The 19,039-nt window shown below is 70.6% G+C and carries 12 protein-coding genes and 1 tRNA gene; 6 read left to right on the top strand and 7 right to left on the bottom strand.

Features of this window, described 5'->3' with window-relative positions:
- Positions 1-7 precede the first annotated feature (7 nt).
- Positions 8-1,690, bottom strand: a complete 1,683-nt coding sequence (locus ACFVUT_RS28320) for a thiamine pyrophosphate-binding protein (RefSeq protein WP_389653339.1) — start codon at positions 1,688-1,690, stop codon at positions 8-10.
- A gap of 327 nt (positions 1,691-2,017) precedes the next feature.
- Positions 2,018-3,322 (bottom strand): DUF2254 domain-containing protein, encoded by a 1,305-nt coding sequence (locus ACFVUT_RS28315; protein ID WP_389653343.1) that lies wholly within the window; start codon positions 3,320-3,322, stop codon positions 2,018-2,020.
- A gap of 225 nt (positions 3,323-3,547) precedes the next feature.
- On the opposite strand from ACFVUT_RS28315, the gene ACFVUT_RS28310 reads away from it, so the two are divergent.
- Positions 3,548-3,635: transfer RNA gene (locus ACFVUT_RS28310), tRNA-Leu, on the top strand.
- Between the two features lie 88 nt (positions 3,636-3,723).
- Here the strand turns inward: ACFVUT_RS28310 and ACFVUT_RS28305 are convergent.
- The 5 genes from ACFVUT_RS28305 to ACFVUT_RS28285 all read right to left on the bottom strand — a co-directional run bounded on the left by ACFVUT_RS28305 (position 3,724) and on the right by ACFVUT_RS28285 (position 11,709).
- Positions 3,724-3,993, bottom strand: coding sequence for a hypothetical protein (locus ACFVUT_RS28305; RefSeq protein WP_389653346.1), 270 nt, complete (start codon positions 3,991-3,993; stop codon positions 3,724-3,726).
- Positions 3,994-4,481: 488 nt separating this feature from the next.
- On the bottom strand, positions 4,482-4,658 hold the full coding sequence (locus ACFVUT_RS28300; protein WP_389653349.1) for a hypothetical protein: 177 nt from the start codon (positions 4,656-4,658) through the stop codon (positions 4,482-4,484).
- 227 nt (positions 4,659-4,885) lie between these two features.
- Positions 4,886-5,425, bottom strand: coding sequence for a GNAT family N-acetyltransferase (locus ACFVUT_RS28295; protein WP_389653352.1), 540 nt, complete (start codon positions 5,423-5,425; stop codon positions 4,886-4,888).
- 346 nt (positions 5,426-5,771) lie between these two features.
- Positions 5,772-7,214: a hypothetical protein gene (locus ACFVUT_RS28290; protein ID WP_389653356.1), complete on the bottom strand. Its 1,443-nt coding sequence runs from the start codon at positions 7,212-7,214 to the stop codon at positions 5,772-5,774.
- A 61-nt stretch (positions 7,215-7,275) separates the two neighbouring features.
- Positions 7,276-11,709 carry an AAA family ATPase gene (locus tag ACFVUT_RS28285; RefSeq protein WP_389653360.1) on the bottom strand — a complete coding sequence of 1,478 codons (4,434 nt, stop codon included), beginning with the start codon at positions 11,707-11,709 and terminating at the stop codon, positions 7,276-7,278.
- Between the two features lie 159 nt (positions 11,710-11,868).
- On the opposite strand from ACFVUT_RS28285, the gene ACFVUT_RS28280 reads away from it, so the two are divergent.
- From ACFVUT_RS28280 to ACFVUT_RS28260, 5 genes are all read left to right on the top strand, one after another.
- The gene (locus tag ACFVUT_RS28280; protein ID WP_389653362.1) at positions 11,869-12,801 is read left to right on the top strand and encodes a translation initiation factor 2; all 933 of its coding nucleotides are present in this window, start codon (positions 11,869-11,871) and stop codon (positions 12,799-12,801) included.
- Between the two features lie 246 nt (positions 12,802-13,047).
- Positions 13,048-13,995 carry a RimK family alpha-L-glutamate ligase gene (locus ACFVUT_RS28275; protein WP_389653365.1) on the top strand — a complete coding sequence of 316 codons (948 nt, stop codon included), beginning with the start codon at positions 13,048-13,050 and terminating at the stop codon, positions 13,993-13,995.
- Entirely contained in the window at positions 13,992-14,894 is a 903-nt protein-coding gene (locus tag ACFVUT_RS28270; RefSeq protein WP_389653367.1) for a RimK family alpha-L-glutamate ligase, read from the top strand. The genes ACFVUT_RS28275 and ACFVUT_RS28270 overlap by 4 nt, the downstream gene beginning before the upstream one ends.
- Before the next feature lie 83 nt (positions 14,895-14,977).
- Positions 14,978-17,125 carry a regulator gene (locus ACFVUT_RS28265; protein WP_389653370.1) on the top strand — a complete coding sequence of 716 codons (2,148 nt, stop codon included), beginning with the start codon at positions 14,978-14,980 and terminating at the stop codon, positions 17,123-17,125.
- An 84-nt stretch (positions 17,126-17,209) separates the two neighbouring features.
- Positions 17,210-18,940, top strand: coding sequence for a hypothetical protein (locus ACFVUT_RS28260; RefSeq protein ID WP_389653372.1), 1,731 nt, complete (start codon positions 17,210-17,212; stop codon positions 18,938-18,940).
- Positions 18,941-19,039: the final 99 nt, after the last annotated feature.

The following is a 19,039-nucleotide window of genomic DNA, read 5'->3' as shown; positions in this document are numbered from 1 at the left end:
TCCTCCGCTACTTGTACATGGTCTGGTTCATCGTTCCGGGGGCGTACGCGTCGGGGTCGACCCACACGTTGATCAGCGACGGCAGCCCGGACTCGCGGGCGCGTCGCAGTGCGGGCGCGATGTCGGCGGGGTCGCGGACCTCCTCGCCGTAGCCGCCCAGCATCTGGGCGAACCTGTCGTAGTGGACGTCGCCGAGGGTGTTGCCGACCCGTTCGCGCGCGTCCCCGTACTTGGCCTTCTGGCCGTAACGGATCTGGTTCATGGAGGAGTTGTTGCCGACGATGCCGACGAAGGGGAGGTTGTAGCGGACCAGCGTCTCGAAGTCCCAGCCGGTCAGGGAGAAGGCGCCGTCGCCGAAGAGGGCCACGACCTCCTTGTCGGGCCGGGCCTGCTTCGCAGCCAGCACGAAGGGCACGCCGACACCGAGCGTGCCGAGCGGGCCCGGGTCCATCCAGTGGCCGGGCGACTTGGGCTGCACGACCTGTCCGGAGAAGGTGACGATGTCGCCGCCGTCCCCGATGTAGATGGAGTCCTCGGTGAGGAAGTCGTTGATCTCGCTGACCAGCCGGTACGGGTGGATGGGCGAGGCGTTCGACCTCAGGCTGGGCAACCGCTTCTCGATCGCGGTCTGTTCGGCCGTTCGGAGCTCCTCCAGCCACACCTTGCGCTTGACGGCCCCGCCGTTGAGCCGCCCGCTCGCGGCCTGTGTCACCGCCTTCAGGACCATTCCCGCGTCACCGACGATGCCGAGGTCGATGTCCCGGTTCTTGCCGACGGTGCGGTAGTCGAGGTCGATCTGTACGACGGTGGCGTCGGGGGAGAGCCGCTTGCCGTACCCCATGCGGAAGTCGAAGGGTGTGCCGACGATCACGATCAGATCGGCGTGGGAGAAGGCGTACCGCCGTGACAGCTGGAAGTGGTGCGGGTCGCCGGGCGGCAGGGTGCCGCGGCCGGCCCCGTTCATGTACGCGGGGATGTTCAGGGTGCGTACGCACTCGACCGCCGCGTCCGTGGCCCGGGTGGTCCACACCTGGCTGCCCAGCAGGATCGCCGGCTTCTCGGCATGCACGAGGAGATCGGCGAGCCTCTCCACGGCGTCGGGGTCGCCGGCTGTGCGGGTCGACGCCCGGTACTGCCCGGCCTCCGGCACCCTCGCCTTCGCGACCGGGACCTTGGCGTCCAGAACGTCGCGCGGGATCTCCAGGAAGGACGGGCCGGGCGCGCCGTGGTAGCACTCGCGGAACGCCATCGACACCATGTCCGCGGCGCGGGCGGTATCGGGCACGGTGGCGGCGAACTTGGAGATGGGCGACATCATCTCGACGTGCGGCAGGTCCTGGAGCGAACCCATCTTGTGCTGGCTGTGGGCCCCCTGGCCGCCGATCAGCAGCATGGGGGATTCGGCACGGAAGGCGTTCGCGACGCCCGTCACCGCGTCCGTCGTGCCCGGTCCGGCGGTGACGACGGCACAGCCGGGCTTGCCGGTGATCCGGGCGTAGCCGTCGGCGGCGTGGGCGGCGACCTGCTCGTGGCGCACGTCGACGACATCGATGCCCTCGTCGACGCAGCCGTCGTAGATGTCGATGATGTGGCCGCCGCAGAGGGTGTAGACGCGTTCCACCCCCTCGGCCTTCAGGGCCTTGGCGACCAAGTGCCCACCGGAAATGAGTTCCTGGCTGTCCTCGGGCATGGCGAATCCTGTCCCTTCGTAGGGGGGCGGAAGCCGCTCCAGCGCCCCCGGGCGGTGGATTGCATACAGTCGACGAATACTGTATGAACCTTGTTATCCCGCATTCGATGGGTGGTGTCCAGGGGGCGTGCGTACTTTCACAGCCGGCGCGATCAGGAGTGGCGACGGCTCTTCACGGGCAACGGGCACGGCATCTCTTCACCGGGCGCGGCACAGCCGTGCACCTGGCCGCGGCATCCGTTCACGGAACACGGCTTCACGGAACACGGCTTCACGGAACACGGCACAGCGAGCGCCCGGGAGGAGGTCCCGGGAGGGGATCCGGCCTCACCCAATGCCCTGGCGGTCGGGAAGGAGCGCGAACGCCCGCTCGGTGACGTCGGGTACCGCGTGCTCCACCGACTTCACCAGGAGCGCACGGTGTCTGACGAGCGCTCCCTTCCGGCCCTCGGGCGCCAGCGCCATCAGATCGTCGATGGCCGCCAGCATCCGGCGGGACACCTGTGGCTGCCGTGCCGCGCACCCCCGGATCTCCTCGAAGGCCAGATCCACCAGATCGGTCCACTCCGGCAGGTCCCGCACAAGCCGCACCGCACCCGTCCCGTCCCGGTGCCGCGCCGCCCCGAGCGGCAGGTGCACCACGGCGGCCAGCAGCCGCACGATCCGGTCCAGGCACTGCACGGCCGTGGTGGGATCGTTCACCGCCGGCGACAGGGCCCGCAACGCGATGTCCGAAAGCTGACGCAGCCCGAAGGCCGGATCCTGGCACAGTGTGCGCTCGCTCCCCACCGAGAGCGTGTACCTCAGCATCCGCCGGGACGGAGCGTCGCCACCGTGCACGGCCAGCACCGGCATGCCCGGCACCAGGAAGTCCCCGATCCGCGGAATCAGCCGCAGCACCACCCCCTGCCGCGCAGCGGCGCGTACCAGCCGCTCCGCGTTGACCTCGCGCAGCACCCCCGCCCGCCCCGAGTGCCCGACCAGAGCGGTCTCCGCCCCGAGCGGCAGTTCCTCCCGCACCCCATCGGGCATGCGCCCCAGTACCTGGAGGGATTCACGGGTGATGCGATCGACGAGCGGCCCCACCTGCATGAGCCGCAGCGTCGAGCTCACGTACGCGATGAACAGCAGCAGACTCAGGCCCACCAGGGCCAGCGTCAGCATGCTCTGCAGAAGAGGCACGGACGTGACCCGCCGTGGATCGCTCTCGCTCTCGTACGAGGTCAGAACCAGCAGCGAGAACGAGAACGTCGCCAGGAACACCGTGAGCGTCAGCTTGCTGATCCGGCTCCTGACGAAGATCCTCACCACCCGGGGCGTGAGCTGGCCGCTCGCCATCTGCACGGCCACCAGCGAGATGCTGAAGACGACACCGATGAAGGTCATCATCGCCGAGCTGATGGTGGTGACGATGGTCCTGGCGTCGTCGGCGAACCTGTTCAGATCGGCGATCTCCTCGTACGCCCGCTCGTCCCGCAGATGCGTGAGGATCGCCGTGTCGAGTGCCGCTACGCCCCACCACAGGGCGAAGGAGCACAGCAGCCCCACCGTCGGTGCGAACCAGAACGTATCGCGCAGATGCTCGCGCAAGGGGGACAGCGCCCGGAGTCGCCGAAAGCCGCGATCACTCATGCCCGCGAAGGTAGCCCGGCCGCCACCGCGACACCGGGACGCCGCCCGGCGAACCTTCGGACGCACCTCATGCGGTCATCCGACTACGAAACGTGCGCCACGCTCCCCGGCGCCCGCGGAGAGGGCCCCCGCACGGCACTGACCACCGAAAATGCAGGTGAGAGGCACCCCGAACCCCTGGTATTGTTTTCTTTGTCGCCACGGGAAACCGAGGCCGACCACCTGGTCCGGGTGGCGGAATGGCAGACGCGCTAGCTTGAGGTGCTAGTGCCCTTTATCGGGCGTGGGGGTTCAAGTCCCCCCTCGGACACCAGCTAAGACCCCACTTCACGTGGGGTCTTTCTGTTTCTCCGGCTGTGGCGTGACCAGCCACGTGACCAACAGCCGAGCGAACTTCCTGGTCAGACCAGGGATGACAGGCCGAGTCGGCCCGCTCCGGAAGCGGCCAGCCGCCGCGCTCCGTCCTTACGTGAGTGCCCGTACCGGGCCATGGTGCAGCCCGGCGAGTGATGCCGGACGTCGGCGGAGACCTCGACGGGGTTCTCCCCGGCCTGCAGGTCGTTCGTGACCTTGCTGTGCCGCCAGTCGTGGATGGGGAAGTCCTCGGGCAGGTGGAGCCGGGTGCGCCACCGTGCCGGCGGCGCACGCCGGTAGCGGCGTACACGGTCCACAGCGGGGCGTCCCGCAGGCGGTGGTGGGTCAGGCCGCCGTCACAGGCCCGGTTGCCGCACGGCTCCCGCACGGTTCCCAGGAACCGGGTCGTCTGACCGTCGTCCAGGGTCGGATATTTCGGATACTTCGACTCCTGCGCCCGGATCTGCCGGGCCGTGGGAGGGTGCGCCGTCGCGGCGGGGTTGACGGGTGTCAGCTTGGGCACCGCCGCCCCCGGCGCTCCGGACAGCATGTTGTGCACGTGGCGCACCGGCTTGGCCTCGATCGGCTTGCCCTTGTTGGTCGGGCACGGGGCTGTTTCCAGCAGCCGGTACAGGTCGTCAAGGGTGTCGTCGGTGACCTCGCACAGCTTCACGCCGCCGATGTGCGGCTTGATGTGCGGATGGACATGACGACCATGTTCCGGATCAGCCATGACCATTGCGGCGACGTTCAAGGCGTCCCTCGGGCGTCATGTCGGTGTCACGCCGAGGGCGTCAAACCGGCGTCATTGAAGGCGATCGACGACCGGTGAGACCTCGGCCGCGTCCAGTGCCTCGTGAAGCCCTTCCAGCGAGCGGCTGAAGGCGGTCGTCTCGCTCACGCGGTTGGTGAACACCCGCTGCGCTGTGATGGTGGACGCCGCTCCGCCCAGGAACGCAGTACGTAAGTTCACTTGTGCCATCTGGTCTCCTCAGGCGACATCGCGTGGGTCCTCGCTCGCAATCGGCGGGGACGCATCCATCAGGCGACCGTAGCGCGATCATGGATGGTCCCGAAAGCAGGGCACTGCCGCCACAAAGCACATCGCTCGCGCCGCGCCCCCTTCGAGACGATACGCACCCGCAGGTTCCTGCCGCTCCACCGCCTGGAGCCCGCCGCATCGCTGTACAACCTGAGGCCGTGCAGGCGTCAGGCCCTCGCTCCACGGGTGATGCGGTACAGCACGTTCGGACGCAGTGGCCCTTCGGGCTCGGTGGGGTCGTCGAAGTCGTCGGCCGGATCCCGAGTCATGCCGATCCGGCGCATCACCGCCTGTGAACGAACGTTGGTGGCTGTTGTGACAGCGAGGATCTCAGGAAGCCCAAGGGTGTCGAAGCCGTGGGCCAGGACGGTCAGCGCAGCCTCGGTGGCGTAGCCCTGGCCCCAGGCCGAGCGGGTGAGGCGCCAGCCGATCTCCACTCCTGTGAACAGCATGTCGTCGTCCACTTCGTCCAAGCCCGCGAAGCCGATGAACTCGCCCGTGGCCGCCACCTCAACCGCCCACCACCCGTAGCCTCGCTGGTCGAACTCGGCCTTGAACCGCGCCACGGAGGCATCGCTCTGTTCGCGGGTGAGCAGGTCGCCCAAGTGCTCCCGAACCTCGGGATCGGCGTTCATCGCCGCCCACGGTTCAAGGTCGGAGTCACGCCATTGGCGCAGGACGAGGCGATCGGTGCGCAGTTCAGCCATGCTGCCAGCCAACGTGAGCTCTGGCCCCGAGGCAATTTATTTTTTCCTCTGGGTGGCACTTCTGGGTGGCACCGCCACCCAGAAGTGCGGATCGCTCCCGGCACGAACGAAGGAAGCGACCACCGATTCGGCGAACCCATGCGATCACAGCGCCGGCGGTCTCTCCGCGCCAGGAGCGTCAAGGATCAGCTCGACGTCAACCATGGCGGGGTCGGCTTCCCGCGGGTCACGGTGGACGAGGCGGGCGGCGCGTGCGAGCGCGCGTCCTTCGGAGGTGCGGCGGGTGGCTCGCTCCGCACCTCCGGCCACGCACCGGACATCCCGGGCGTCCGCTGTCGCCGCGGCGTCAGAGTTGCGCGACGGTGATGACCTCGTGGCACACCCGGTAGGGGCGGTCCGCCTCGACCTGGAGGACCCAGGTGCCCTCCGGCGCCGTGAGTTCGGCAACCATGCCGCCCGTTCCGTCCGCGTGCAGTGTCACCGGCTCGGCGTCCTCGATCCGCCGGCCGGGAGCGGCGAGCCGCGCCCGGAACGTTGATTCCGTGACGGTCGGGCCGATCGCGCGGACGCTGAACGGCTCCCCGGCGACGGCCAGTTCGGGGACGTCGAGGCCGAAGGCGGTGTCGCCCGAGAGCATCTGGCGTGTCGGCCTGCTGCCGCGAATGGCGGCCAGTTGGTGCCGGAGGGACTCCGCACCGGCCATGCCGGCGTGTCGCTCACCGTTCCACAGGACCTCGTCCTCCCTCTCCAGCGTCCAGCGAGCGATGCCCGAACCCTTCGGGACCGTGCCGTCCCCACTCCAGTCGCCTTCGTTGTCGAAGTGGGTGGGGAACTCCAAGGATCCGTCGACGCCGACCACCACACCGTGCGTGGTGGGGTGGCCGGTTCCCACGAAGCAATGGACCCGGTAGGGCGGTGCGGTCAGACCCGCCTGGTTGCGCTCCCAGGCGTCGTTGATTTCCTGATGGAAGCCGAACGCCTCATCGACCAGAGGGCTCGGAAGGTCCGGTACGGGCACGCTGGTCAGCAGGCGCCTCTTTCTGCGGCCCGCTTCCAGGACGGCGCCGTACACGGGAAGCAGTTGGGCGACGGACGGGAAGGACCGTGCGAGAGCGGCCAGCCCGGCGTTGACCGACAGCACGCGCTCGACCACCCTGGTGGTCACCCTCTGAGGCTCCCACGCGTGCCCGGTCAGGACCCGGAGGGCCTTGGCCGCGCCTTCGAAGGGCGTGCCCAGGGTGACCAGGGCTCGCGTGTGCTCCCGGCCGCCGAGGCATTCCAGGTAGTAGCGGGAGACCAGACCGCCCATGGAGTGAGCGATCAGGACGAGCCTGGGCGGATCGTCGTGAGCCTCCGGATAGACCTCGGGCGCGATGTGCCGCCACTCGTCCAAGGCGGCTTCTGCCCTCGCCCGGAGCCGGTGGGCGGTGAGCCGGTTCGACAGCCGCCAGTCGTAGGGGAACACCACGTACTGCTTGGGATGCGGGCCCTTGCCGCCCCTGCTCTCGTCGGTCCAGCCGAGAGCGGTCCGGACATCCGGGTATCCGAGGCAGGAGAGGAAGCCCGGGAACGCCTCAGGACCCTTGAGCAGCTGATCCGCGTCCAGTGCGAAGGGCTCCTCGGGTGCCTCGTCACCGATGCCCTCCGGGAGCGTCAGCCCCTGCGCGGCCGTGCCTGGGTTTCGCAGGCTCAGAAGTGCCTGCTTCGACTGATTCCAGACGTCCTTGCCGTCGCGGGTCAGCCGCGTGCCGAGAATGCCCGGCACGAAGACCACCAGGTCATGGTTCACGTTGCCTCTCACCTTCTGCTGTTCTGACGTACTGCGGCGGTGGTCGCGCGCGGAACGCGGATCAGGTTCGCCTCAAGGCGGTCTCCAGCCGCTCCCGGGGAATCCTCACCTGGTCACACCCTCTGCGGCCCTGAAGGAAGAGCGTCAGGCCCTGCCGCGGGGAGCGAACGGCACACGCCGTGTACACGTCGGTGCCCCGGTACGGGATCGCCAGCTCCGGGATCCACTCCCCGCCCGTCACGTCCCGGATCGCCACCGTCTCCTCCCCGCCGAAGGCCAGCAGCAGGGGCCGGGTCGCCGGGCCCACGAAGGCGAGCGCGGTGGGTGTGCCATGGGGAGGAGTGCACCGGCGGGACAGCCAACGGCCTTCGTCGTACTCGGCCAGGTGAAGGGCGCCGGCCTCGATCCACGCGAGGAGAGGCAGGTCCTCCTCACCGTCGTGACGGGTTGTCAGGGCGATACCCGTCAGACGGTCGGGCACGGCGGCGCGAGAGTCGCGGAAGGCGAAGCCGGCCTCGCCGCCTTCCCACAGGGTCAGCTTGTCGCCCTCGTTCGCCACGACCCAGGTGCGCCCGGAGGCCGTGTGCGCGGCGACTTCGGACACTTTGACCTCGGCGGCGTGAAAACGCTGCCGAGGCGTCCAGCGGCCGTCTTCCCGGGTGCAGGGGACCACATGCCTGCCGTCGGGCACGAACAACCAGGGACTGCCCCCGGGACCGGACACCAGGGCGAGGCTGGTGGTCATGTCCCCCGCATCACCGCTCAGTTCGACGGGGGTGTCCTCGGCAGCCCCGCTCAGACCCCCGTCGAGCCGCCAGAGACGGACCCGACGCCCGACCGCGGCGGCCACGGTCCATCCGCCGACGCTCCACAGCGCCGACATGGCGCTGACGTCCGCCCCGACCTCAAGCACCGTGTCGGAGCCGACCTGTCCACGCAGCGGGTCGTGCAGGCTGAGCAGCAGCCGCTGATCCCCTTCCCGTACCAGCAGCACAGGGGCCCCGGGCGCACCCGCCGCGACGGCGATCCCCGCCCGGGAGTACCTGCCGCGGGGCCGCTGCGTGGGATCGGTGCCGGGCAGGGCCGCGGTGTCGATCACCCGGACGTCGTCGCCGTCCCCGACCGCCAGCAGACCGGTCCCCCGAGGGTCGAACGCCAGTCCGCTGCGCTGGCTGGTCAGTTCCAGAACGGTGTTCACCGCGTCGTCGTCGAGGCTCCGGATCCGGACCCTGTGGCCCTCGTGCAGGGCGATCAGCGTCAGCTCGCCCTTCCGGCCGAGAGCGATCTCCCGTGCGGGGGAGGTGAGTTGAAGCACACGCGTGATGTGCGGGGCGTCGCGACGCCCCGCGGTGACCCTCCAGACCGTGACCTGCGCACGCTCGGTGCCTCCTTCGGCCATCGCGATGAGGCCGCTTTCGGGGCCCTCCGGGAGGGCCGCCGCGGCATAGCGTCGGCCCGGTTCCGTGGGCAACGGCCAGCTGTCCTGCACCAGCGGTCGATCGCCGTAGAGCTTGACCCGCAGTTCGTGCAAGGTCACGGCGTCCGCCGCGGTGAGCAGGAAGCAGCGGTCGCGCAGGCTCAGCAGCGCCACCCGCTCAGCGGGCACCGGCAGGACGTCGTGGTGTACGTCGGGGGCGTCGGCCGTGTGTGCGGGGACCATGGCCCAGCGCCAGGCCCACACACACCTGCCGTCGGCCGTCACTATCTGGACGCCGTCGCCGCAGCGAGCGGCGTCCAGGGCACTGATCCGGCCGTCCCACGTGTAACTCCTGCGGGGCCGGCGCTCGTCGCGCCACCACAGGTGCAGCGCCCGGCCGTCGTGGGAGACGGTCATGCGTCCGCGCCGCGCGGCCGTCTCGCGGATCTCGGCGAACACGGTGCGCGTTCCGTCGCCGTGCGCACGTCTGGTGTGGACGTACGCGCCGGTGTCCGTACGGCGGCTGACGATCTCACCGCGGCCCGCGATGGAGAGCGTGCCGCTGCCCGTGGGATCCCAGCTCAGGGCGATGGCCCCGCCGAGCGGGGCCGGCAGGGTCAGTTCCGGCGGCTGAGGTTCCGCCTCGGTCCATACGTCGAGCCAGGGCTGCGACGAGAAGCCCGGGTGACGGCTGAGTTCGTCATGGATCTCCGGATGGCCGACGAACGCCTCGGCCCTCAGGATGGCTCTGCGCCGTTCGGGCAAGGTGTGGTCCCGGAACCACGGGCCCACCCGCCGGTACAGCGCGGCACCGTCGCAGGTGGCGATCAACTGCCCCGTCAGCGTCAGCATGACGTCCGGGGCGGTGGCGACGAGGAACCCCGGGTCGCGGAAGAGACGCTCAAGGGGGTGTTCCTCCTCCAGCTCCTCGGCGGCCATCGGACTCCGGGCCGCGTGCGCACCCAGATACGTGAGGGTGTAGTCATCGGCCCGCCCCCAGTCGTCGGAGGGCCTGTGGAGTGCCTTGAACACGCGCCGGTGCGCCGCTCCTTCGCTCCAGTGGCACCCCTTCAGGAGCGCGGTCCCGTAACTGGCGTGGTCGAGCCGGTAGAGCGGCCGCTGCCCCGGCCGCCGCTCACTGGTCACCAGCACCCCGTCGATCCGGCGGATCACGGCGTCCAGCATCTCGCGCGTCATCCTCGGGCTGGGCTCCTGGCGCAGTTCGTTGGCCAGGTGGAGCCAGAGTTCCCGGTCGTCCAGACCGGGGCCCTGGACCACGGCGAGCGGCAGGAGCAGCTCGGCGCAGCGGCCCCGGCCGTCGGGGTCGAGCGCGTTCAACTCGTCGGCCATCCGCTCGTGCAGTTCTCCGCCCCCGTCCCGGATGAACGAGTCGAGTTCCTCGGCGGCGAGCGGCCGGGACTGGCGGGCGAGCTCACGGGCCACCAGTTGCGCCACGAGGAACCTGCGACCGCACCGCCGCGACACCCGGGAGGCCGTCTCCTCCCGCAGCGGCGCGGCGTCGGTGCCCGCGTAGGGGGAGCCGGAGGTCTCGGCCAGGATCGATGTCACGAGGGCGGCGATGTCGCCCTCGGCCTCCCGGTCCCGGTCAAGGGCCAGGTCGGGCGATGAGCGGTCCAGGGCGTCGAGCAGTGATTCCTCGGTCCTTCCGCCCGTCGCCTGCCGCGGGTGGGCGCGGGTGCCGACGATCAGCTTCACACCGGGGCATCGGGAGAGGGGGTTGAGCAGCCTCCGGGCGATCTCGTGCGCCTGCCCCGGCATCGCCTCGTCGAGTCCGTCGACGATCAGGGTGATACCGCCGACCCGTGGCACCGCCCCGCCGATGAGGTCCACGGCATCCCGCGCGGTGGCGGACGCATGGTCCGGAACGTCGACTCCCAGCGGGGCCAGCGCCCTCATGAGGGAGCGGGCCAGGGAATGCAGCGACGCGCCGTGGCAGGACACCGCACCGTGGACGGAACCCGGCCGCGGCACGGACTGCGGCGGCGGCTCGGGAACCAGCGACGCGGTCAGCCGCGGCACGGACAGCAGCGCGAGGCGGGCAAGGAGCGCTGTCTTCCCGGTCCCGGCCGGCCCGGTCACCACGACCATGCCGCGGCTCTGGGAGGCGATCCAGGTGACCAGCCGACTCAGGGGGCGCACCCGCCCGGAGAACTGGTGCGTGGGAACGCCGCCGATGACCGGGCTGAACAACGCGGGCGTGAGCCAGGGCTCGCGGTCCGGCGGCAGGACGGCCGAGTGGTAGGCGGCGTCGGTCGAGTCGTAGTACGGGTTGTGGAGAAACCGCCGGCTCAGGGGGTGGCTCTGGACGGACGACGGTCGCTGCTCCGGGTCCTCGAAGCCCGCTCCGGAGGCCCGCAGGTCGATGGCCTCCAGCAGGTCCTCCACGTGGAGGAACGGCGAGGTCGGCTCGAACGGCCGCACCCTGTCGTGGAGTTCGAGACTCTGATCGGCGAGCACTTCCTCAAGCCAGTCGACCCACAGGCTCTCCTCCATCTGTCGGTCGGCCCCCGCGGTGGCCAGGACGGCGAAGCCGCGCCGAGGCAGGTCACGGCTGCCCTTCGGGGCTTGGGACTCACGCAGGGGTTCGAGCAGCCTCGCACTTCCGGACAGGCTGTCCTGCGACTCGCAGGCGTCGATGATCAGGAGCACATCGGACGTCTTCGCCTTGGTGAGTTCATCGAGCAGCGTGGTGAACGGCATGGCCCGGTAGGGGTCGGGGTGCGGGTGGCCGCGCGTGTAACTGTCGCGGCAGGCAAGCACATAGCCCGCGTCCGTCGCGTGTCCGTGGCCGGTCCAGTACAAGATCTTCCGGGTCGCGTCGTCCTCGACGAATCGCCGGATGCCCGCGACGACGTCGCTCCGGGTGCCGTCGCCCTCCAGCTTCGCCGACCGCCCGAAGCCGAGGCGGCCGCACAACTGCGTGAACCGGTTGCGCGCCTGGAGGACGTGCCTGCGGTCGCGCAGCCCGTCGCGCTCCCCGTATGCGGCGATGGCCACCGTGCCGACCAGAGCGGACGACCGGAGATCCTCGCGTCTGATCTCGTACTCGACCGACATCACCGCCCCCTTCGCGCCTATACTGAGCGATCGACACGATGCGTGTCGACGAATCGACAACTGAGCCCAGTGAAAGGCCCGTTGGTAACCTCCATGGACCGTTTTACCGTCGTCGGACGCCCGACTGAATGCCATGTGTTCGAAGGTGACGGGACTCGGGTGATCACCGAGGAGAACATGCGGGTGAAGTACGTGCGCGAGCGCGTCCGGCATCCTCAGGAGATTACCGAATGGCGTCGTGAGATCGAAGCGGAAGAGGCCCGCAAGGAAGCCGCCGGGGAGCCTCACTTCTGGAACAACCCGCGTTTCGCGGTGCAACGCCTGGTGGCCACCCGCACCCACGCGGCCGAGGATCCGGTCGCGACGCTGACCCTGTGCGACGCCGACTACTACGACTTCCTCGCCACGTCCATCAACCTGAACCGCAAGCAGAAGAACGGGTTGACGCTGCGTCAGCAGTACATGGACGGCAAGGACCCGCTGGACGCGCCGCCGTTCATGTTCTGCAGCTTCGGCGTCAATGTCGCGGTGGAGACGGGCAAGGACGGCAAGATGCTGTTCTCCCACCGGAGCTCCCGGGTCGCGGGACCGAACCGGTCCAAGTGGAACTCGTCCGCGAACGAGGGCCTCGCCAGCAACCACGACCTCTCGCCCGACGGCCAGGTGAGCCTGCACGCCGCGGCGCGACGAGCGCTGCGGGAGGAACTGGCCGTCCTGGACGGGGACGAGGTCGATCTCGAACTGCTCGGCTTCGGATTCGATCTCCGTAACAACCAGTGGGCGGCGTTCTTCCGGGCCGTGCTCCCCGAACTGTCCGAAGACGACCTGCGGGTGCGTTGGAGTCGGGGTGTGGAGGACAAGTGGGAACATGACCGCCACGCCTTCGTGAACGCGGACCCCGAGACCGTGCTGCGCTTCCTCCGTGACGAGCCGGAGGAGAAGTGGACGCCCTGCGCCCCGGCTCTCTTCTATCTCGCGCTGGTGCGCGGAGCGGTCCGTGCCGACGGTGGCAATCCGGACGCCCGATACGACGTCGAGGCAACCGAACGCCGCGTGGTGGAGGAAGCCGAGGACGGGGACGATGCGGCGTAACGGCCGACTGCGGCGCGGGCGGTACTGAGCGATCGGCACCCGCCCCGGTCCAGTCGGTGACCACTTCGACGGCCGGTCTCCGCGGTCACCGCGGACAGTCGAGTCGACGCACCGTCAGTATCGCCCGGCAGACGCTTCGTTGGGGCAAGCATGACGTAGCGTGGCCCTTTTGGTGGTGTTCGAAAGAGAACATCGCACGGCATCGTTCTGCCTTCATCGGTCGTGAGGGCACCGAGGGGTACTGGGATGAAGCTCTGCTTCCTCGTCGAAGAGCTGTACCGGCATGACGGATTGCCGCTTGGTGTGGCCCGACGACTGTCGGAGTGGGGACACCACGTGGACGTGGTGCGACCCGGCAGCTCGCTGCTGCGGATCTCGGAAGAGGTGCGGGCGGGCACCCATGACGCCTGGGTGCTCAAGACCGTCTCCGGCGGCCCCGGGCTCACTCTGCTGGAGGCCGCGGCGGCCGTGGGCATGACGACGGTGAACGATGCGCGATCGATCCGTGCCGTGCGTGACAAGGTCCTCACCGCGGTCATCGCGCGCCGGCACGGACTACCGGTTCCGGTGACCTACGCGGCGCCTCGGGCCACCCTGTTCGCGGATGTTCCCGACGAGTGTTTCCCCCTGGTGGTCAAGCCCGCCGAGGGCAGTTCGGGGCGGGGGGTGCGGCTCGTGCCGGACCCCGGGCACCTGATGGAGACCGAGCAGGAGGGGGAGGGGCAACTGATCGCACAGCCCTACGTGCCCAACTCCGGTTCCGACCTGAAGGTCTACTGTCTCGCGGGCGAGTTCCACGCGACCGTGCGGCGCTCCCCGCTCCACCCGGACGGCCCGGTCGAGGAGGGAGCCGTCCCCCTGCCCGCGGAGGTGGCCGCGGTGGCGGCGAAGGTGGGGGCGGTCTTCGGCCTCGATCTGTACGGCATCGACGTGGTGCTCGGCCCCGACGGCCCCGTGATCGTCGACATCAATGACTTTCCGAGCTTCCGCCAGGTGCCCGACGCCGTGCCCCGGCTGGCCGGAGCCGTCCTCGACCTGGCCAGGGCGGGAAGCACCGCCAGGACGGGGGTACTCACCCCTGCCCCGCGCATCCCCGCGCAGCCGCAGAACCCCCAGGGGCAGCCTCATCCGCGTCCCGCTCCGCGTCCCGGAGCGGATGTGCTCACGGCCGTCCCGGGAACCGTCCAGATATGAGGGTCTGCCTGCTGACCGACAAGCCGGATCATCCGCTGCTGGCCGCGGCCTCCCTCGTACTGACCGAGGCGGAGCATCAGGTGGGGTTCCTGAACCCCGACACCGGCACCGGACCCCCGTCGGAACTGGTGAACCCGGACGCCCTCGCGGACGTCTACCTGCTCAAGGCCCACACCTCCCGGGCACTGGCCCTCGCCCGCTTCCTCGAAGCACACGGTGCGCGGGTGGTGAACTCCGCCGCCGCGACGGAGCTGTGCCAGGACAGGAGCCGGATCGCCGCCGTGGCGGGGGCCGCCGGCCTGCCGATGCCCCGGACGGACACCCTGGTCGCGTTCTCCGATGCCCTTCTCGCCCAGGATCGGCCCCGGAGCGGCTATCCGCTCATGGTCAAGAGCCGCCACAGCCGGCGCGCGGACCTGGTCGCCCGGGTGGACGGCCCGGCACAGCTCCGGGACCTTGCCACGAAGTGGCCCCACGAGCCCGTGGTCATCCAGGAGTTCGTCGCGAACAGCGGCTGGGACCACAAGCTGTGGGTGATCGCGGGCGAGGTGTTCGCCGCAGTGCGCCCCGCCCCGGTCGGTGCCCCGCCGGACGGTGCACGGCCGGCGCCACTGGTCCGTGACCTGCCGCGGGACTGGATCCGACTGGCTCTCCACGCCGGGGAGGTCTTCGGCCTGGAGGTCTACGGGGTCGACCTGCTGGACCGCGCGGGGTCGCCCGTCGTCGTCGACGTCAACGCCTTCCCGGGCATCCGCGGGCCCAAGGGCGCCCCGGCCGCACTGGCAGCCTTGGCACTACGGCCTCTCGTGGTACCGAACCCGCCGGGTCCGGCCCTGGACCGGACCCCCGGCCCGTACGGGGTGTCCGGTAATCCGCGGCGGATCAGTGAGGTGCCGTAGCTGTCGTCGCGCACCCCCCAGGGCTGACGGGACAACACTTAGTCTGGACCGTGCGGGCAACGGGCCGAGGAGAGGGAGAACGGGTGACCATCTGCGGTACGGAGGACGAGGGGTCCGTGCACAACACCCTCTCGGGGAACGCGGTGGTGGCCGGGCCCTTGGTCATGGCCAAGTACGTGGGACAGATCGCGCTGTCGCCCAGTGCTCCGAACGTGCCACCCAGCCAGGTGCCGCCGCCCAGCCGCTGCTTCGTCAACCGCACCGCGGAGTTCGCCGCCCTCGGCGCGGTCGCGGCGTCGTACTCCGCGGAACGGTCGCCCGGCATCGTCGTGGTGACCGGGCTCGGCGGCGTCGGCAAGACCCAACTGGTGGCGAACTGGGTCGGGCAGGACATGAAGGAGCGCTGCCCGGACGGTCAGCTGTACGTCGATCTCGACGACCACCGGCGCGACGGGGCGGTCGACACGGCCGGAGTGCTGGCCGGGTTCCTGCGGGCGCTGGGCGTGCACGAACAGTACGTGCCGCCGGGGCTCGCCGAGCGCACAGGGCTGTTCAGGAGCCTCACCGCCGGCCGGGCCGTGCTGGTGGTCGCGGACAACGTGCATCATGCCCCGGAGGCACGGCCCCTGATGCCGCCCAGTGGCCTTCTCGTCGTCACCAGCCGCAGACGCCTGCCCTCGCTGGAACTGGACGGAGCGGTGTCGATCGTCGTGGACCCGCTCGACGTGGGCGCGGGCGTGCAACTGGTACGCCGCTGGCATGTCACGGCCGCCGAGGACACCGCCGCCGAGCTCGTACGGCTGTGCGGCGGACTGCCACTGGCCCTGCGCTCCGTGGGGGAGTGGCTGGGCGGACGGCCGCACCTGCGGCTCGACGACGTGGTGCGCGCTCTCGCCGCCGAACACGGCCGCGCGGCGGGGGAGCCGGAGGAAGTGGCCGCGGCCGGGACGAGGACGGGTGGGACGATGACGGGCGACACGGGTTCGGGAAGCGTCGGGGCCGCGCTCGACACCGTCGTCGGATGGCTGGACGACGACACCCGGGACCTCTACCGCATGCTCGGGCACCTGCCGCTGAAGACCGTGAGCGGCCCCTTGCTCCGGGCCGCAGGCGCCGCACATGTCGACAGCGCCCTCGGGGAACTCCTCACCGCGCATCTGGCGGTCGCCGCGGAGGCCGAGGACGGCGTCCCCCGATATCGCCTGCACGACATCGTCCGCACCCATGCCCGCACGCGCGCCGCGACCGTGTCCGCAGAGGAGCGCCGGACCGTGCTGCGCGCCGTCGTCGACTTCTACGCCGACGCGGCCGCGCTCGGGGACGCGGACATTCTCGGGGCCCGGCTGCGCCTGCAGGAGCCACCGGCGCGTTCGATGAGCGAACTCTCCCCGGACGCACCCCTCTTCGCGGACCGGGCCGGCGCCCTGGACTGGCTGGACGCCGAGCGGGCCAACCTCCTCGCCGTGCTGCGCGCCGCCGCCGGGGAACAGTGGTACGGCTCCGTGTGGCGCCTCTGCGAATCCCTGTGGGCGCTCTACCACAGCCGCAAGCACCACGCCGACTGGATCGAGGCACACCGGCTGGGCACGGAGGCCGCCCAACGGGAGGGCCGGCCGGACGCCGAGGTCCGCATGCGCAACCAACTGGCCCGTGCCGAGTACGAACTGGGCGAGTTCGAACGGGCCGGGCGTGAGCTGGCGGCGGCGGCCGAACTGCTCGACCTGGTGGACGATCCCCGCCTGAGCGGCGCGGTGTGGGAGAGCCAGGGCCTGATCGAGCTGGCCCTCGCCCGCCCCGACGCCGCCCGTCGGCTCTTCGAACGAGCACTCCACGCCAACAGTGCGTGCGGTGACCGGCACGGCATCGTGGTGCAGAGCTACAACATCGGGCAGGCACGGGTCGCCGGAGAGCACTGGCAGGAGGCCCTCGACGTGCTGGAAGGCGCCGCGGCCACCGCCCGGGACAGTGGCGACGTACCCATGCTGCCCCGAATCGGCCTGGTCACGGCCCGGGCCCTGATGGGTCTGGAACACTGGGAACGCGCCGCCGAAGCCGTCGTCATGGCGGCCGACCAGGCAGCTCGGTCCAAGCAGTACGCCAAGCTCGACCAGGCACTCTCCCTCCTCACGCAGCTGGCGGAACGGACGGACGACACGCCGCTGCGGGAAGCCTGCGACGACAAGCTGCGCGAACTCCGTCTGCGGGTGGGCATGGCGCCACCGGCCGAGTGATCCCACCGGCCGAGTGATCCCACCGGCCGGGTGACCCCACCGACGACCGCCACCGCCCACCCCTTTCACCGTCCGGAGCCACTGTTGACCTTGGTGCCGTCGAAGCTGCGCCGCCGGTCCACCCGGGCCGTCCGGCACGACCGGTCCCGCTGGAACACCTGGGAGCCGCCGAAGGCCGCGGTCCTCGGTGTGGCCCGCACCCTGACCTCCGCGACCCGGTTGCTCGACGTCATGCGGCTGCTGCGGGCCGAGGACGGCATCGAGAAGTACTACACGGTCAACCCGGGCTCGGCGTTCGGCGACGGTCTCGGCGAGTACCTCTCCGCCATGGGGGTGAGGGTGCTCACCTGGGACGAGGCCACTCGGCGTCCGTTCGACCTGGCGGTCGCCTGCTCGGTGCATCCGACGATGAGACGGCTGGACGCCCCGCTGATGGTCCTGCCGCACGGGGCCGGCTACAACCGCCTGGTGGCGGAGTCCACCGGGGACACCGAGACGCCCGCCGGGCTCTCCCGGCGCGAACTGATGTGGCGGGGCCGGGTCCTTCCCGCCGCCATCGGCGTCTCGCACCAGGATCAGATCGACCGGCTCGCCGCGACCTGCCCGGAAGCGGTCCCGTACGCCGTGACCGTGGGCGACTGGTGCTTCCAGCGGATCAGGGCCAGCATGTCCCGCCGCGATCACTACCGGGCGCGGCTCGGTGCGGTCAACGGCCGTCGGCTGGTGGTCGTCCACTCCACCTGGAGCAGCCACTCGCTCCTCGGCCGCCATCCCGGCCTGCCGCTGCGACTCGTCACCTCGCTGCCCGTCGACGAGTTCGCGGTCGCGGCCGTCTTCCATCCCAACGTCTGGGCACGCCACACCCCTGACGGCGTGTTCGACCGGCTGGGCGAGGCGATGGACGCCGGACTCATGGTCATCCCGCCGCAGGAGGGGTGGCGTGCGGCGGTCGTGGCCAGTGACTGGGTGGTGGGCGACCACGGCTCCACCTCGTTCTACTCGGCCGCCGCGGACCGCGTCACCCTGCTGGCCGCGACCGGGCTCGACGAACTGGATCCCGCGTCCCCGGCCGCGGATTTCGGCCACCGGGCTCCCCGGCTCGACCCCGACGGCGATGTGCACGCCCAACTCCTGGACGCGGCACGTCGCTACGACCCCGACACCCTGAGACCGGTGGTCGACCGCCAGCTCGCCTCCGTGGACGACTCGGGTGCGTTGACCCAGAAGCGGATGTACGCGTTCCTGGCACCGCGCGGCGTACGGACGCCGCCGCACGCGCCCTGTCCCACCCCTGTCCCGGCACCGGAACCGGCCTGCCGCCCCGCGCCCACGGCCTACGACGTCACCGGTGCCCGCGACGGGACGGGAACCGTCGACGTCCGGCGTCGGCCCCTCGTCGCCGGACACCACACGGAGGCCAGAGGCTTCTACGCCGTCACCGACGAAGAGAACCACCTGCTGTGGAGACAGGCCGCCGAGGTCGTCGCCCGTACCGCCCCGGAGGCCGAACTCCCGGCCGCGGAGTGGGTCGACCGCGAGAGCCGGCGCTTCGAGCACGCGAATGTCGTGATCGCGGCTCTCGACGCGACCCGGTGTCTGGTCCGGCTGCGCGGCGGCCGCGAGCTGGAGGCCCGCACCGAGCGGGAGTGGGGCGCACGGCGGCCACCGCTGGACGCGGTCGTTCTCGGTGCGGCCGTCAACGTCTGGCTCACCGACACGGCACGCAAGCGCGACGAGGACCTGACGAACGGCCTGTCGGTGCGAACCGGGGACTGGCAGATCCGTGTGGCCTTCTCCGCGCGACAGAACCGGTGAAACGCCGCTGACACGACCTGTCCCGGCGGAAGGGCCGTGCCGACCCGGTGCCGTGCCCAGGCGCGGTCGGGTGACCCCGTGCCGGGGCGTCGGACCCGG

The organism is Streptomyces sp. NPDC058051, from assembly GCF_042885475.1.
Taxonomy (GTDB): domain Bacteria; phylum Actinomycetota; class Actinomycetes; order Streptomycetales; family Streptomycetaceae; genus Streptomyces.
This window is presented reverse-complemented; position numbering and strand designations above follow the sequence as displayed.

What these genes read in the sequence shown, in the direction of transcription:
- ACFVUT_RS28320 (WP_389653339.1), bottom strand. Translation starts at nt 1,690, where the DNA reads ATGCCCGAGGACAGCCAGGAACTCATTTCCGGTGGGCACTTGGTCGCC.
- ACFVUT_RS28315 (WP_389653343.1), bottom strand. Translation starts at nt 3,322, where the DNA reads ATGAGTGATCGCGGCTTTCGGCGACTCCGGGCGCTGTCCCCCTTGCGC.
- ACFVUT_RS28300 (WP_389653349.1), bottom strand. Translation starts at nt 4,658, where the DNA reads ATGGCACAAGTGAACTTACGTACTGCGTTCCTGGGCGGAGCGGCGTCC.
- ACFVUT_RS28295 (WP_389653352.1), bottom strand. Translation starts at nt 5,425, where the DNA reads ATGGCTGAACTGCGCACCGATCGCCTCGTCCTGCGCCAATGGCGTGAC.
- ACFVUT_RS28285 (WP_389653360.1), bottom strand. Translation starts at nt 11,709, where the DNA reads ATGTCGGTCGAGTACGAGATCAGACGCGAGGATCTCCGGTCGTCCGCT.
- ACFVUT_RS28275 (WP_389653365.1), top strand. Translation starts at nt 13,048, where the DNA reads ATGAAGCTCTGCTTCCTCGTCGAAGAGCTGTACCGGCATGACGGATTG.
- ACFVUT_RS28270 (WP_389653367.1), top strand. Translation starts at nt 13,992, where the DNA reads ATGAGGGTCTGCCTGCTGACCGACAAGCCGGATCATCCGCTGCTGGCC.